The sequence below is a fragment of the Bacteroides graminisolvens DSM 19988 = JCM 15093 genome (assembly GCF_000428125.1).
Lineage (GTDB): Bacteria > Bacteroidota > Bacteroidia > Bacteroidales > Bacteroidaceae > Bacteroides > Bacteroides graminisolvens.
Window position 1 is genome coordinate 1 of the sequence record NZ_KE386627.1, and the last position, 16,307, is coordinate 16,307.

Here is a 16,307-nt window from a genome sequence, read left to right on the forward strand (position 1 = left end):
AAATTATGTTAGAAGAATTGAACATTGTCGAATTGGAAGAAAGATTCGAACCCGTTGTAGCTGCTCAGGAAGCATCCATATCTATCGACACTGTTGTGCTCCTGTAATTATCAAATTATTTTCAAACTCTTAAAATTTAAAATTATGTTAGAAGAATTGAACATTATCGAATTGGAAGAAAGATTCGAACCCGTTGTTGCTGCTCAGGAAGCATCCATATCCATAGACAAAGTCGTGATTCTGTAACTGATACAGTATTGTTAAACTTATAAGGTTAGGAGATAAGACTCCTAACCTTTAAAATAAAACATTATGGAAAATATTTTGCAAAAATACGAATACCAAACATTAATTCAAGATAATAATGCTTATCTATTATGCTATAAGTCTAAGTATTATAAAATCGGTAAGAGCATATATTATATATTGTCAAATTCAAAGAAATTTGGTACAATTGAAGAAGTGCTAAAAAATTTACCAGATAATAACATTACAAGTAAACAATTATCAGACATTATAAATAATAATATCCTTCCCATATTTAATAGTGAGAAAGAAAGAGCGGATATCCCTTTCATGAAGAACTATTGGTGGACTGGGCAATTATTATCCTCTAAATATGCATCTTATTTTTCTCGATCTTTGAAGCCATTATTTGGAAAATTATTCATATACATATTTATTTTATTCTCGGTTTCAAATATAATATTGTATATATCTAATATTCGTTTAATTAATGCTATACCTGCAAACAACGAAATTTTGCAAATTGTAATCACCTATATCTTACTTTTTTTTATTTTGCTGATTCACGAGTTGGGACATATAGCTGCTTCATCAGTGGAAAAACTTAAGCCGCAAGGGATAGGATTTGGATTATACTTTTTTATGCCTATGATGTACGTGAATTTGACAGATGCGTGGATATTATCAAAAAGCGCAAAAACAAAAATAAATTTAGGAGGAATAACTACTCAAATGTTGGTTAACTTAATTTTGTTTGCAATATTAAATATATTGGATAATACGTTCATACTTGGGGTTATAAATAAACTATTGATTGTTAATAATTCAATTATTCTCCTTAATCTTATTCCATTTTTCAAATTTGATGGATATTGGATATTATCAGATTTTGTTGAAATACCTAATTTGTTGAAAGAGTCTAATAATAAATTCCTAAAATTATTCGTAAAAAAGAGCCCTTTTCAACATAATAATGTATTAAAGAAATCCTTAAGACAGGAATATTTCTTATTCGTTTTTACTTTACTACGCCTTTTTTTTGTGTTTTTAGTAGTCCTTACAGTATTTATGTTTGTTATTCATTCGCTTTTTAAATCAGCAATCTTTATAACGAATATTGGATATATGGAATTTAATTATATTACAGTAATTGAAGTACTTAAAAAAATAGCAATTTTAGTACTTGTATTCATAATTATAAAGAAATATAGTATTGCTATTTTTTATTTTTTACGTAGACAGTTTTCAAAATGAATATATATAGAAAAGGAGGAGATAAGTTGGAAGCGATAATATTTTTTAATCCGATGGGTACTAATAAGGACTTTTGGAGCTCATTAATTCCTGCGGAGCTATATGATAAGTATGAAATTATATTATTTGATTATCCTGGCTTTAGTTCTGATTTCGTTAATCAAAATACATTGCATGACACATCAGAGATGGTTCGAAATGAGTTATTAATTCATTTGGATAAACCGTTTGTTTTTTGTGGGTATAGTTATGGTGGAATGGTTGTACAGGAGTTGCTGAAAGAATCCTATGCCAACTTGCGTTCAGTAATCTTAATTTCATCACAAAATAAATTGACATTCTATGATAAAGAAATTAATAAAATTCTTTATCATGCGATTTCAATGGATGAATTACTGTTTTGTAGATTTCTTACAATATTATCTTATGACCCATTTTTTATAAATAAAAATAACTTATTCTATATAAAGCTATTTGCAAATCTTAAATTCTCCCCATGTTCTTCAGCTGCGATAGCACAACAATTAAAGCAGATGTCGATTATTGATAAAATAGACTTTCCAGTTTTAGACATCCCCGCGCTATATATTTATGGAGAGAATGATCGAATGTTAAAGATTAATTCCGTGTCAGAGATTAGCAAATTATTACCCAAAATAGAAATTAAAAAACTTCCTGAGTCTTCTCATATACTTGACGGAAAACTTTTGTCTGAGAATATCCTGGGGTTCCTAAATAATTAGAATATGAATAAGAATGAAATAAGAACTCAGATTGTGGAGGTTGCAAGAAAATATGCCGTTGATAAATTAGCCTCTACGTTCGAAAAGAATGAACTTAAAAGTTATCACATATTATCTGCAAACCTTCTAAAATTCATGCCTGATATCAGTGCTAGTGATCATAAAAATATCTACCAAAATTTATTGAAACTGAAAATACTTGAAAATATTCCTGAGTATTTTAAAACATTTGATTTAAATAATTTCTTTGCAAATCTTTCCCCTGATAAATTTAGTAAGGATTTGCCTACAATTTATATTTCTTATCATTTGGGTGCATTTCGAACTGCTATCCTACCTATGGTAAAAAATAATATAAATATTGTCATTGTCATAGATTCTTCTATTTACCCAATGGAAGATTTGGAAAAATCCTTAGGAGCTCATTTTAGTCTTGCTAAAGAAATATTTCCTACGTCGACAACAAATTTAAAAATATTAGCATCCAATAATAAGAATACGATTATAGAATTGATGGACAGGATAAATAAAAATTACTCAATTCTTACTTATATTGATTGGAGTTCAGGATTTGAAAATAATAACACAAGCAGTAATGTTGTTGTAAACTTCTTTAATGAGAAAATTTCAGTAAGGCAGAGCCTTGCTTACTTATCTTTTTATTCTAAATGTCCAATAGTTCCACTCATCTCATATTATAGTGAAGACTATGAACCTAATTGGGTACTTTTTGATTCTATCAATCCTAGCAATTTTTTAAATGTCCAAGAATATACCCAATATACTATGCAGCAGTTATTTATGAACCTGGAAGGTATGATTTTGAAACACTACAGCCAATGGCAAGGCTGGTTTCATATACACAAATTAGTCTTACCGCAAAAAACGGTTATTACTCATGTAGGCGATTTTACTCCCAATATACCATACAAGCTAAATGATTATTCTGGATTATTTATTATTCAAGATTCTTATTTTGTTATTAATAAATTGACATATAAGATTGTAAAATTAACTAAAGAGTTGTATGATATTTTATTTTCAGGTAATCGTCTTAATGAAAGTACTGTTGATCTCAAGGTGTTAAAACAGTTATATAATAATGGAATAATTGTAGGTTATTGACTTAATATAGAATACATATGGAAGTTAAAAAACAAATTTTGATAAAAATAGGTGTGATTACTTTCTATTTTTTGATTGCAATCGGGCTACGTTATGTTTTTGGGATTTATAGACCACCATTTTTAGGTTCGATCACGGATAGCCTTTTATATGTAATTTTAACAGGAATCGGGCCTTTGATAGGAGCTTTATTCGTTATTATTTTATTTAAAAGGAAGATAGAATATTCTAGTTTTGGCCTTTCTATGAAGAGAACACTTTTGTCTGTATCCATTCCAATTTGTTTGTTTTTTCTATATGATTTATTTACAAAAAATGCTACGTTTTCTAATACCCTTATTCTAATAACCTGTTTACTTTATGCTTATTGTGAAGAGTTTGGTTGGAGAGGCTATCTACAAAGCGAATTAATAAACTTGCCTACTTTAAGGAGAGTATCAATAATAACAATTATGTGGTTTATATGGCACTTAAATTTTAGCGTATGCCAAAGTAATGCATTGTTCTTATTGATATTATTTTTGGGTTCTTGGGGAATAGGGCAAATAGCGATTAATACTAAATCTATAATTGTATGTGGCTGTTTTCATGCTATAATAAATATTCTCTCTGTCATTCAAATGGATATAATAAAAATATTTCTAATAATAATTAGTATTTTGTGCTGGTTTGGTATTTGGTATATAAAAAAAATTAATAAATATACGACTTAAACTCATCAGCATATTTCCTCGATACAGGAAGTTCTTTCCTGTAGTGTTTAAGTTTTATTTGATAACCATTTGAGTTTCCCTTTGCGGACTCGATCTTATTAAGGTTTACAATATATGATCTATGGCAACGAAACAAGTTTGGGTGACTCAAATCATCCTGAACTTGTGAAATTGTTGCTCTGATACTTTTATTCTTTAATTCTTCACCTTCTAGGTAGCAAACTGTAACATTATTCTTATCAGCTTCCGCAAAGATGAAATCATTGAGTTTTATTGTTAAATCTTTTTCTTTTGTTAAATGATTGATTATTGTTAAATCTAATTCATAATCTTCATCTTTTTTATCAACCAAAGAATTTAATTGTCCATTTAAAAAACGGTTATATTTTATAAGGACTAATATAATTGCAGGAATTGAACCAATAAAAAAAGTAAAATATGACACATACAATAATATAATAATATTAAATGAGAAATTCATTAATATTATTGAAAAATATATATAGTTTAGAATCGTAATGGATAGAACTAAGCCTATAATATACATAATTTCACTTAATATAGTCCATTTTTTTAGCGTTTTAGCAATTTTCTTCTTTATGGCATAATTGAATACGAATAGACATATAAATGTTACAAACCCAAATCCCAAAGATGCTTCTATTTTATTCCCTTGATATAAATCAAAACTAAAAGGTTGGAAAATATATAAGATCATAGATATTCCAATACTTATTAAAAGTATTGAATCAATCTTATGCTTTACAAATGGGTACTTCCTTTGAAGGTATCTAATGTCTTTCATTTTAAGTAATTGTTCAAAATTAAGTTGCATTATGGTTATAATTGATTAATCGCTCTGCCGATAGCAGCCAATACTTTGTTTGTCCTATAGACCTGTGCCGTATCATTAATACAACATGAGGCTTCGCATTTTCTTGTTTTTCTTGAAAATTACCCATTTTATTTTTACGAATTCATACAAATGTAAATTGTATAAAAGATATCACCTCAAACAAGTAGCGTAAACTAATTCCAATTCATTACAAAGGTAAACAAAATATTCGAATTTCTGAATACTGATTCAGTAAATTGATTAGATTGACCAAAGGATACCACCTGTAGCGCTCAAATGGATACCGCTTTTTCGTTTATAATTTTCTCATTAATAAATCTCGTAATATTGCATTAAAAAACACTATATTACAATATTATGACAAATGTAAAATTACGATGTTAAAACTAAAACGCATGCTTAAACTTCTTAACTGTGGGCATTCGCTGAACTTCCGTTGTTCAGAGCTCCATATGAGTAAGCGCACTGTCCACAACTACAAGCATCTGGTGTCTCAAACAGATCTTTCTTACGATGGGCTTCTACGCCTGAGTGACTTCGATATTGCCGCCATTCTTAACCCGCATCCTCTGTCCCCCAAGCGGACGGATGTAAAAGCACACAGAACCTTCAGTTAGCAGGGTATCTTTCAGAGCTCAACCGCCTGTATGTTAGGATCCAATCATTTTGGGAAGACATTTCCCAATATCCGGATGGCTACCAATACACACAATTCAAGAAGCATCTGATTGATTACCGTAAACATCACCAGTATGTCTATCACAACACTTATGCTCCGGGGCAAGAGTGGCAGATTGATTTTGCGGGTGTGTGCTGACAAGGTTTTTCTCGTTTTGAAATAACACTATCCATCTTTTTATTTTCAAAGATAATTGAATCTAAAACCTCGAGCTATAGTTTACACAATATATTGGATAGTGTCTTTACTTGCAATTTTCTTTAAATAATTTTTTATGTAATTTTCATTACAGAGTTGCCATGCTGATATTTAAAACTTTATATTTTTAGTTTTAAGCATACCCTATGAATTTTCCTACTAATTTGCAACTTGCTTTTGCGGTAGTTTGTTCATGGAGAATATAGAGGGCAAAGATAAACCTTATTCTCTGTATCTGCAAAACTAGGGATATATAAACTATCACAAGAAGTAAACGCTTTACAAATCGTCATTAACAAATACAAGATTCCCCTTTTCTCTCATTTTTGATAGCAAATTTAGATTTTGAAATTCTATCATATTTCCCTTGTCATCTTTGTCGTATGGCTTAAAAGAAATAGGTAACTCGTTATTATCATCAACTAAGGGATAATTGTCTATTTTTTCATTATTCCAAAAATCAGAAATGACGTAGGTAGAATAGATAAAGTCCAAATCCTTTCCAATAATTATTAAGCCAATATTGTTATGTAAAAATGTCTTTTTAGCTAATTTGAAAAATACACAGTCTTTTCCGGCTACTAGTTTGAATGAATAAGTATATCCAAGGAAAGATTCTTTGTTTTTGTTAACAATGGTTTCGATAATTTTCTGTTTCCAAAACTGTTCTATTTCACTCTTCGTATGTTGATTAGAAGCATTGAGGTTTATTTGTTTAGGGTATTTATTACAAAAAAGACAGCCTGTTTTTATCATCTCAGGAACATATATGTCGTGTTTAGAAAATATACTTTTAATGTCAATTTCGTTGCAACTTTTATTAAATTCTTTATCTCTACTCATTAATAAAACCTGCTCTTCTTTTTGCCTTTCTTTAGGGAATACACTTGAAAGTAGCACCAAGCTATCCTCCCTTGAGATAGTGGATTCTAAGCATAAATCTAATGTTGGAGCTAGTAATTCATTGTGTAGTACATTTTCTTCCCAAATAATTGTGAAATCCCTTACTATCTTTTCTTTTTCGATCAGGACTTTTTGCTGGATATTCTCTTTGTGGTCTGAATATTTTATACCATTAATTTTCCAATTGTATTTTTTTCTTACAGATTCAATAGTCCCTGTATGTCTAACTACCTCTTTAGCAAAATGATTCCATTTTCTATTCTCTACCATCTCAAACATAACATAGTGAGACGATTTAAGAGTAACAAAATCTGAAGAAATAAGAAAATTGATAGAATGATTTAAATTAGTGAAAGTTCCATCAAGAACATCAATTAAAATATTTGTATCAAGAAAGATATTAATTCTAAATTTATCATCAACATATACTGACATAATACTAATTGTCTAAAGGTTTTACATATCGCTTAACAAAATCAGCATTAATAATCACATTTTCCTGCATTTCGTCTTTTGTCCTTTGTATTAACAGATAGCAGTATTTTAATAATAAGCGCGGAGAGCCTTCTGTATATTCCAAAAGAGTCGAAATTGCAGATTCATCAAAAGGATATATTTCAATACTATTATCTCTTGCTAAATTTAGATAATTAGTTATTAAAATTTTGGATGTTTCTATATTCAAAGGCTTTAAATCAATTATTCGCCCCTTAATACGGTCAGCAAGAGGTGGAGAAAATTGTTCAATCATTGTAAGAGCTTTGCCTGTCATAGCAAATACAGCACACCAATTTTTCTCTTTATCAATTAGAGTCCTTAAGTTTCTTAAATAATTATCTATTTCTGTTTTAGGGAGCCTTCCTGCTGTTATTTCCTCAAATTCGTCAGCTAAGATTATAAAATCTGTATAGCCTAATCCTTTTATGATCTCTACGATTGTTTTTAAAATATGAAACTCTCGTTTGTCAATTTCCTTTATTGATCCCGTTGTAAGCAAATCCCATGTTTTATTTATACCAATATTATCTGCAACTAAATCGTAGAAATAGATAGCCACACTAGTATTTGGCGCAATTTCTTCAAAACATTTAACAATAGCTACCTTTAATGCATCTTGAACCTCTTTTCTCTTCTTTGTATCTACTCCTTTATACAAGTCATCAATAAATATTTTATAACTAACATATTCATTAATGGTTAGATGTTTAGACTCTTCAGTAAAAAGAGTGGAAAGATTAGACTTGCTAATTGATCTTAACTGTTCTAATAGCGACTGGTTTTTATTCAAATGCGCAAGAAAAACATCCCATAAATAACGTTTGAAATTTTCTTGTCCAATTTCATTGATTATTGAACCGATTAATTCTGAGAGTTTTAATCCTGGATTATCTATATATACAACATAGGGATTGACTTTATTTTCCCCTCTCAAACTTTCAAGTAACCACTTAATAAAAAATAAAGTTTGCGTTTTTCCGGTGCCATAATCACCTCTAATTATAAGACTCAGGTAAGGATCTATTTCTCGTGGATTTTTGTTGAATAAAGAATCCTTAACAAATCCGACTATTTCACTCATAGTTTCTTTGTTAATTGGAGGAAGTGATTCTATTACTTCATCTGAACTATTGGAATCAGCTATTCCAGAGCGAGGAAACGGGTTAAATTTGAGCCCTAAGTTACTAATAGAATCGGCTTCATGACTATTTGTCTCCTTCAAAATTTGTTCCAAAATTTTCTTTTGTTCCATAACATTACAACATTAATAAGTGAGAAACGTATGTATTTCTATGCATTGGAAGAAGGACTTTTTCTTTTTCTTCAACAAAAATCTCAGATGTCCGCTGCATACTAACTTTATCTCTATTTTCTAAACATTGATCAACTATCATTTTTTTTATTCCGTCAATAGGAAATCGGTATAGCATTATAATATCGAGTATTAATTGAGGTATATAAATATAGTTTGATTTGTAATTCTGATGAATAAACCCAATTAACGAGAAATTTTTTTGTATTTCTTTTTTAAAATAAACACAAGAAAGACTGTTGACTTTAGGCAGAACATTAATATCTGCCCATTTAGGTTGAAACCTGTCGAGTAAATCTAAAGTAGTACCCCATTTTACAAATACGTCCCAGAAACGCATTAAATCTGAATTTTTATCATTTATATAGAAAACATCTGCATTATCTTTCAGCTCAAAGAAAAAGGAATTTGTAAATCGTCCTTCATTTATAAATGGAAAAGTAACTTTTGTTTTCTCTTTTACTTCAAATTCATTTATTGATGACATTATCTCTAAACGGTTTTCTGCATAGGGATTAATCATCCATGATATAATTTCTCTAAATCGAAAATATTGGAAGAAAATTGACTTGAATATATTCTTATCTTCATCTGTCAACTCTGAACCTAAATTGCTATTGAAAATATTTGCATTAATCACTTCTCCATCTTTGGAAATTAATCCGAAATTTTTTAATGCATTAATCCGTTCTAATATACTCCTTTCAGTCCATTCATTATTAATTCCTTCTGGAAGTATATTTTCTTCTTTACACTTCCTACAAATCAAGGACTTGCTTACGCTTTTATATTTTACGATAATTAAGAATACGTCTTTCAGTTCCCTCAAAAAATAGACATAAGACAAACTCCATCCCTTTAATAGTTCGGTATGAGCTTCGCCTGTCAAAGATGGTAATTCTATTCGCTTTGATTTATATAAACATATATCTTTACTCATTCTAAAACTAAAACATTTTCGGACAGTTCAATGCTGTGCCTGTTTTTTAATGACTTCCATTTAGTACCTCTTGATCGAATTTTATAAATCTGATAATCATTAAATCCGACACTTTTAGAAATCTCACCAAGTATTTTCGTTGTTGGAACGTACACACCATAAGGTGCAGAATCTCCTAATATTAAATAGGCTTTGCTATTTGGTTTCAAAACTCGCTTTATTTCTTTGAGAACATTGTACATATCCTCAAAATAGTGCATCATTAAAATATCAAAACTTTTTTTCCCTTTTCTATCTTTCGCTATATTCTTGATTTGAAAAAAGGTATCTGATAAATCTGCAAATATGGACTTATTTCCTTGTGCAAATTCTGAATATTTGAATGTATCAAGATTAAATTCTGATTCCTTATAATGAGTTGTTGCCCCAGTAACTAGTTTTTGTCTGACTTTTGTTGTTATGTCATTCCAATTGTTTGTAATATCGAAAAAATGAGTATGTACTTTTGACACTTCTCCATAATCAAGGTTGTTCAAATAGGGTGGTGATGTAATACATACATTGCATGAAGATTCCTCTATTTGTTCATTTCTTTTCCTTGAATCTTGCAGGTAAATATCTGACGAACAAGTAATGTCTTTCAATGGATTTATATCCAAAAGCATTTGAGAAACCGTAGTCTGAAATTTTTCCCATGGCTGACCTTCATGTGCTAATTTTTTTGTTCTTGATATATAAGGAACTGCAATAGGGTGAATCGCTGATTTATGCATTATTTGGCTCAAAGCTAATTTGAAAAACAATCTTGTTTTTTCAGATTCCACCTCTTTCAATCCATTTCGGATAAGATATAAAATTGTTAAAGTTTCAGGTGTATATAATGATTGTAATAACGGATGACTATCTTGCTCGATATTAAAACCTCTTAAATGCTCTTTAATATATTTATTAATCTGCTTGAGATTTTCCATGCATTGAAACTCATCAATATCCCAATTAAGTTTAGCCTTAATAACATCAAACATGAATTCTTGCCCTTCGTTACCAATCGCTTTAATTTGCTTCTTTTGAGATGAAACAAGTGTGGTTCCGCAACCTGCAAATGGCTCAAATACAATTGGATTCTTACTTTTTGCTTCTTCATCAAGGATGGAATCAACAAATTTGTAAGAGAATCCAGCAGTAAATTTATACCAATTATGTACTGGGCTATAAAAATTGTCTTTAGCAGAACCTATTTCTGAATGTAAAAAATCCATTTTTATATTTTTAATATGTGCAAAGATAAGAATATTAATTCGATATCCTCCTTTGTAATTAGCTTTTTATGATGAGGAACATTCCTAAAGTTTATTTTTCCTTTCTTTCTTCTTAGGCTTTAGTGTTTGGTCTTCATGATTGGATGATGATCTCATATCTCGCGCTCCTGAATAAATAAACGAGCTGAATATTTGATTAGTTTCTTGATTGAAAGATGAAGTGCTATAAGCATTGCCTTTCTATTTAGTGAGAACATGTGTATCAATACAGTAAGTTTGATTATTAGTTCTTTTGTTTTCAAGATTAATATAAAATAAGTTTTCTTGATTGATTCCTATTTTTCTTTCACTAGATTGAATTTCTTGCAGTTTCGATATCACTTATTAATGTTTTTATGTAGGCAAAAATAAGAAAATGATTCTGAAATAGTTATATTACTATATCATTTAACGTATTAGTGTGCAATAAGATACATAAAGGATAATTTCTTATACTATCTTCCCAAAAATAATAAAATAAATACTACTTTTGCCGGCATTCTGTTACATAACACAAAGTACACAACAAGTGACGTAGAGAAAATGAAAACTAAGAAAGTAGCAGTACGATGATAGTTATAAATTCCGTAAAAGAAATAATTCTATAAATCTATAAAACAACAACTAACACGATGGAAACAAAGTACATCACATTAAATGCCCAAAATCTGGATGCGGAACACATCTGTTGCGGGTTCTCTGACAAGAAAATAAAGGAAGGTTACGAGAAAAAGAAATCGTGGCTGAAGAATGAAATGGAACATGGATATGTGTTCAGGCGATTGGACGAAAAGGCCAAGGTCTTTATAGAGTATGTTCCGGCAGAGAATGCCTGGCTGCCCGTTGAGGCGAAAGGGTATTTAATGATTAATTGCTTTTGGGTGTCCGGTCAGTACAAAGGGAAGGGGCATGCAAAAGCTTTGTTGAAATCTGTCGTGGATGATGCTTGTGCGCAGGGTTGCGCCGGACTGGTTACCGTGGTGGGCACCAAAAAACTTCCTTTTATGAGTGACACCAAGTGGCTGTTGAAACAGGGTTTTGAGGTGGTTGAGACTTTACCACACGGCTTTGCTCTTTTGGTTTTGAAGTTAAAGAGTGGGGCTGAACTTCCTTCTTTCAAGCCGTGCGTGTTGAAAGGGGAGTGTGAAGAAACTAACGGGTTGGTGGTTTATTACTCCAATCGTTGTCCGTATACTGAATACTATATAAATGATGCTTTGTCGGCATTGGCGCAACAAAACAACGTACCGCTTACCATTATTAAACTGGAAACAAAAGAACAGGCACAGCAGGCGCCTACTCCTGCAACTGTTTTTTCGGTGTTTTATAAGGGAAAGTTTCTGACTACGGATATGAGTATTTGTACTGCATCTCGTTTTGCGAAGTTTGCACGCGAATTCTATTAATAATATTTTGATGTATTTTTACTAACAGACTTTATTTATGAGAAAATTATTTTTTATCCTCTCTGTTATTCTATTGGCGTCTTGTTCTTCTGATTCGGAAAATCCTGCTATGTTGAGTAACTCAGACATTTCTATTGAAAAGATTGTATTGAACAACCAGACTTACACTGTAGGTGCTAAGAGTTTTATGATTTCAGGGGCGCCGCTGACTGTTACGGGTACGCTTTCTTCTTCAAAAAGAGTTGAAGTGGAGTATTTATGGAATAAAACAGCTGAAATCTTGTCTTCTGTGGTTGTTGAGTGCAAGAATCCTACAGCAACAGTGAATGTGAAAAAGGAAAGTGCCAGTGAGCTTTTTAACAAATTTACAGTAACAGTGATCACCACCACACCCGAAGCACAGGTTGTTTACACCATTGCTGCCCTTAAAACTGCTGCACCTGAACAAAAATAGTTCGGCATTGTAACGAATGTTACAGAATAGAGCCTGCTTATACCTGTATATTTGCCATACGAAATCAAATTTTAAAATGATAGATTATGGAAAAAGTAATTTCAACTCAGGTATCAGTAGGCTCTTTGGTAGCCGAAAACTTTGCTGCTGCAGAAGTGTTCTCAAAATACGGTATTGATTTTTGTTGCAACGGTCATGTGTCGCTTGCCGAGGCTTGTGCCGCTAAAGGTGTCAGCGTTGACCAGATATTGAATGAACTCAATCAGGTTGAAGAGGGGGCACGTATTGATTTTGCATCTTGGCCCATCGATTTGCTGATTGATTATGTGCTGAAAATACACCACCGCGGCATTCGCCAGAAAGGTCCGCAAATGAAACAACTGCTCGATAAGGTTGCTTCCGTGCACGGCGATAGTCATCCCGAACTTTATACCATTCAAGAATTATTCGAGGGCTCTCTCATTGATCTGAACATGCACTTGCAAAAGGAAGAGAACGTGCTTTTCCCTTATGTGCTCGAGCTGTTTGAAGCTGCTGAAGCCGGTCAACCTGCCGAGGAAATGCATTGCGGAAGCGTGGCTTATCCTATTGATGCCATGATGGCTGAGCATGATAACGAGGGAGAAAGGTATCGCACCATCGATGGGTTGACGAACCATTATACTGCACCTGCTGATGCATGTGATAGCTACCGACTGATCTTAAAACAACTTCATGATTTTGAGAAGGCTTTGCACGAGCATATTCATCTGGAAAACAATATCATATTTCCACGTGCCATTGAATTGGAAAAGAAATCGGTTAGATAAGCCGGAGAGCCCACTGCTGGGGTATGGGCAAAAAAAAAGGAGTCACGCCTGACTCCAACCTTTGTTAACCTTAAATCTAATACTATGAAAAACACATTGCAAAGATACGCACTTTTTCGGTATTTGCAAGTCTCGTGTGCGGAAACAGGTGTTTTATAACATAGATTAATAGTTGTTAGGGAATATATTCTATTTTAGCAACAATCAGCCTTACTATTTCTTCTTTTTCAGCCTTCACAAGTGCCTGGTGGTAATCATTGGGGAAGAAGAGAAAAAAGAAATCGGGCTTGGAATCAACATACTTTATTTTCTTTGCCGTGTAATGAATCACATCGGGCTTATACTCCGTTACGGGTGTGGCATCTTTGGGGTTGATGATGCCGAAACGTTCCGTCCCTTTGGCCACGTATTGCAAATCAATGTACTGGCGGTGCGACTCCACTTTGCTTTTGCTGGCATCTCGCGTTTGACTGTTCGATATTTTAATGTAGCATCTTTTGCCATCAATAGGGTAGGTACCTTCGGGCATGTTCAATAAGTCGTTTTGTGCCATCCAGCTGAACATCTTATCCCACAGTTCTTTGTTTTTGGCGTACTGAGTGGCAAACTCCACACAGTCGGTTCCTTTGTAGGGGACAGGTGCAAACCCGTTGGCCCATTCTTTTTTCGCACACCAGCGTTTGGCTTCTTTCTTGCTGATAGGTTTATTGGCTGCATACAAATTGCTTGTAAGCAGACTGGTGGCAACGGCCATGCTGATGCATAGCAGCTTGCTCTTCCATGTACTTTTCTTCATTTTCAGGTTCTGTTTATTTGGGTTTGATATAAAAAATGCTTCGCCTACAGGTGGGAAGCACTTGTGTTTTGAATGACGCAAAAGTAGAAATAAAATCTGCTCGTTGCAAATCTTTTTGTAGACCCGGGTGTACAGCCATTATACACCCGGGTCTACAAACCGTGTACATGGGGGTGTACAAACTGTGTACACCCGGGTGGAGACGAAAATTGCTAACCTGCAAAATAAATCGCAGAAGCATGCTAACTAAATATCTTATATATAAAGAATAAATAGTAGCAAACTTGTAAGGAATTAATGCCAAAAAAGTTGGTGATACTTGGTGATACTTGGTGAGGCTTTTTTTAAGGCAAGTGTCACCCGTAAACACTTGTATATCAACTGATTATTGAGTTGGTGATACTTGGTGATACTTTTTTTTATACTTTTTATGAGGAGAACAGCCACACTACAAGGACACAAAGTGCCACTTTAGCTGATTTTATGATTTCTCTTTCTCGGAAATTAGCAACAGTTTATCGCCGACATGCAACTTCAAACTGCCGTTGGGAATAAGGAATTCATTGCCTCGTTTCACAATCATAACCAGCGTGCCTTGTGGTAAATTCATCTCCTTTAAAGTGTCGGCTTGCTCAATCATCTCGGGCGTTACCGTCATGTCCGACAGGCTGCTGTCTATTTCTTCGGGCAGTTCCACGCCAAATTCATTGCCTGTTTGGGGCAGCGGGGCGGAGAGGTGCAGCAGCCGTGCAAAGAATGAGATGCTGGTGCCTTGCACAACGAGCGAAACTATGGTGATGAAGAAAACGATGTTGAAGATGCTGTTTGAACCTTCCACACCGGCCACAACGGGGTAGGTGGCAAAGATAATGGGAACAGCCCCGCGAAGTCCCACCCAGGAGACAAACAGCTTCGACTTGAAGTTGATTTTCCGGAAAGGCAGCAGACAGAGAAACACGCTGAGCGGACGTCCTATCAGTATCAGGAACACACCGACAAGTATGGCTACAAGGGCTACATTGAGCATTTCATGGGGGTTAACCAGCAGTCCCAGCGTGAGGAACATGATGATTTGAAAGAGCCACGACATGCCGTCCATAAAGGTGGCTATTTCTTTGCGGAACACAATCTTTTTGTTGCCAACCACCATGCCGGCAATGTAAACCGCCAGGTAACCGTTGCCATGCAGGCGGTCGGTTATGGTGAAGGTGAAGAACACGCAGCCTAATAGCAGTATGGCGTAAAGAGACTGGTTATCAATGTTGATTTTGTTCAGAAAAAGAACGGTGAGCTTTCCCAAAATATATCCTCCGGCACCACCCACCAGGAACTGTACCGCTAGGTTACCGGCAATCTCTCCGGCGTTCATGCTGCCCGATAGTATAATCTGTATAAGCACAATGGTAAGCATGTAGGCCATGGGGTCGTTACTTCCGCTCTCTAACTCGAGCATGGGGCGCAGGTTGTGTTTGAGGTTCATCTTCTGTGACCGCAGTATTGCAAAGACCGAAGCCGAATCTGTTGACGACATGGTTGCGGCGAGCAGCAGGGAGGTGGTCAGCGGAAAACTGATGTTGGTGAAACTCATGCCCGATATAATCCAGATAAACAATCCCGTGAACAAGGCGGTGAGCAGCACGCCTGCCGTTGACAGGACAACGCCCGCACTCATAATGGGTTTGATGTCGGCTACTTTGGTGTCCATACCGCCCGAGAAAAGGATGACACTCAGAGCTACCATGCCTATGGCCTGAGCCTGATGTGTGTTGTTGAACTGTAACCCCAGACCGTCACTTCCGAAAAACATTCCTACCAACAGGAATAGCAGCAATGCGGGCACTCCGAAACGATACCCTGTTTTTCCTACAACGATACTGATGATTAATAAAACGGATCCTATGAGAAGCATGTTTTCTACTGAAAAGAGCATATAGTGTATATTTAAACAGATTAATAATTGGAAGTATCGTTGCTAAGGTAGTCATTTTTGAGCAAACGAAAAAATAGTTTTTTATTCCTTTTTATGCCAAATAATTGTTTAATTAGTTAATTGTATTACTTTTGTACTCCCAAAACC

Annotated in this window: 14 protein-coding genes; 7 read left to right on the top strand and 7 right to left on the bottom strand. The window is 33.7% G+C overall.

From position 1 onward, the window contains the following. The first annotated feature begins 312 nt into the window (after positions 1-312). From C511_RS17310 to C511_RS16845, 4 genes are read left to right on the top strand one after another with little or no spacing between them, the layout of a single operon-like run. Positions 313-1,500 (top strand): zinc metalloprotease, encoded by a 1,188-nt coding sequence (locus tag C511_RS17310; protein ID WP_027318220.1) that lies wholly within the window; start codon positions 313-315, stop codon positions 1,498-1,500. Next, a complete protein-coding gene (locus C511_RS0112460; protein WP_024996985.1) occupies positions 1,497-2,243 on the top strand; it encodes an alpha/beta fold hydrolase in 747 nt (248 codons plus the stop codon). The genes C511_RS17310 and C511_RS0112460 overlap by 4 nt, the downstream gene beginning before the upstream one ends. Before the next feature lie 3 nt (positions 2,244-2,246). Continuing rightward, positions 2,247-3,368, top strand: a complete 1,122-nt coding sequence (locus C511_RS0112465) for an LpxL/LpxP family acyltransferase (RefSeq protein ID WP_024996986.1) — start codon at positions 2,247-2,249, stop codon at positions 3,366-3,368. A gap of 17 nt (positions 3,369-3,385) precedes the next feature. Then, positions 3,386-4,081 (top strand): CPBP family intramembrane glutamic endopeptidase, encoded by a 696-nt coding sequence (locus tag C511_RS16845; protein WP_024996987.1) that lies wholly within the window; start codon positions 3,386-3,388, stop codon positions 4,079-4,081. On the opposite strand, the gene C511_RS0112475 is transcribed toward C511_RS16845, so the two are convergent. The 5 genes from C511_RS0112475 to C511_RS0112500 form a co-directional block, all read right to left on the bottom strand. After that, positions 4,062-4,886, bottom strand: coding sequence for a LytTR family DNA-binding domain-containing protein (locus C511_RS0112475; protein ID WP_161625904.1), 825 nt, complete (start codon positions 4,884-4,886; stop codon positions 4,062-4,064). The genes C511_RS16845 and C511_RS0112475 overlap by 20 nt on opposite strands. A 1,207-nt stretch (positions 4,887-6,093) precedes the next feature. Beyond that, positions 6,094-7,152: a hypothetical protein gene (locus tag C511_RS0112485; protein WP_024996989.1), complete on the bottom strand. Its 1,059-nt coding sequence runs from the start codon at positions 7,150-7,152 to the stop codon at positions 6,094-6,096. 4 nt (positions 7,153-7,156) lie between these two features. Next, a complete protein-coding gene (locus C511_RS16850; protein ID WP_024996990.1) occupies positions 7,157-8,467 on the bottom strand; it encodes a hypothetical protein in 1,311 nt (436 codons plus the stop codon). A 4-nt stretch (positions 8,468-8,471) separates the two neighbouring features. Further along, the gene (locus C511_RS0112495; protein ID WP_024996991.1) at positions 8,472-9,467 is read right to left on the bottom strand and encodes a hypothetical protein; all 996 of its coding nucleotides are present in this window, start codon (positions 9,465-9,467) and stop codon (positions 8,472-8,474) included. After that, on the bottom strand, positions 9,464-10,726 hold the full coding sequence (locus C511_RS0112500) for a class I SAM-dependent methyltransferase (protein ID WP_211227696.1): 1,263 nt from the start codon (positions 10,724-10,726) through the stop codon (positions 9,464-9,466). The genes C511_RS0112495 and C511_RS0112500 overlap by 4 nt, the downstream gene beginning before the upstream one ends. 671 nt (positions 10,727-11,397) lie before the next feature. On the opposite strand from C511_RS0112500, the gene C511_RS0112505 reads away from it, so the two are divergent. The 3 genes from C511_RS0112505 to ric all read left to right on the top strand — a co-directional run bounded on the left by C511_RS0112505 (position 11,398) and on the right by ric (position 13,434). Beyond that, positions 11,398-12,171 (top strand): GNAT family N-acetyltransferase, encoded by a 774-nt coding sequence (locus C511_RS0112505; protein WP_024996993.1) that lies wholly within the window; start codon positions 11,398-11,400, stop codon positions 12,169-12,171. Positions 12,172-12,208: 37 nt separating this feature from the next. Then, positions 12,209-12,625 (top strand): hypothetical protein, encoded by a 417-nt coding sequence (locus C511_RS0112510; protein ID WP_024996994.1) that lies wholly within the window; start codon positions 12,209-12,211, stop codon positions 12,623-12,625. 86 nt (positions 12,626-12,711) lie between these two features. Continuing rightward, the gene (gene ric / locus C511_RS0112515) at positions 12,712-13,434 is read left to right on the top strand and encodes an iron-sulfur cluster repair di-iron protein (protein ID WP_027318222.1); all 723 of its coding nucleotides are present in this window, start codon (positions 12,712-12,714) and stop codon (positions 13,432-13,434) included. Positions 13,435-13,609: 175 nt separating this feature from the next. Here the strand turns inward: ric and C511_RS16855 are convergent, their stop codons facing one another. Together C511_RS16855 and C511_RS0112525 are read right to left on the bottom strand one after the other, a co-directional pair. Continuing rightward, positions 13,610-14,230 (bottom strand): YhcH/YjgK/YiaL family protein, encoded by a 621-nt coding sequence (locus tag C511_RS16855; protein ID WP_081698322.1) that lies wholly within the window; start codon positions 14,228-14,230, stop codon positions 13,610-13,612. Between the two features lie 481 nt (positions 14,231-14,711). After that, on the bottom strand, positions 14,712-16,160 hold the full coding sequence (locus C511_RS0112525) for a potassium/proton antiporter (RefSeq protein WP_024996996.1): 1,449 nt from the start codon (positions 16,158-16,160) through the stop codon (positions 14,712-14,714). Positions 16,161-16,307 lie beyond the last annotated feature (147 nt).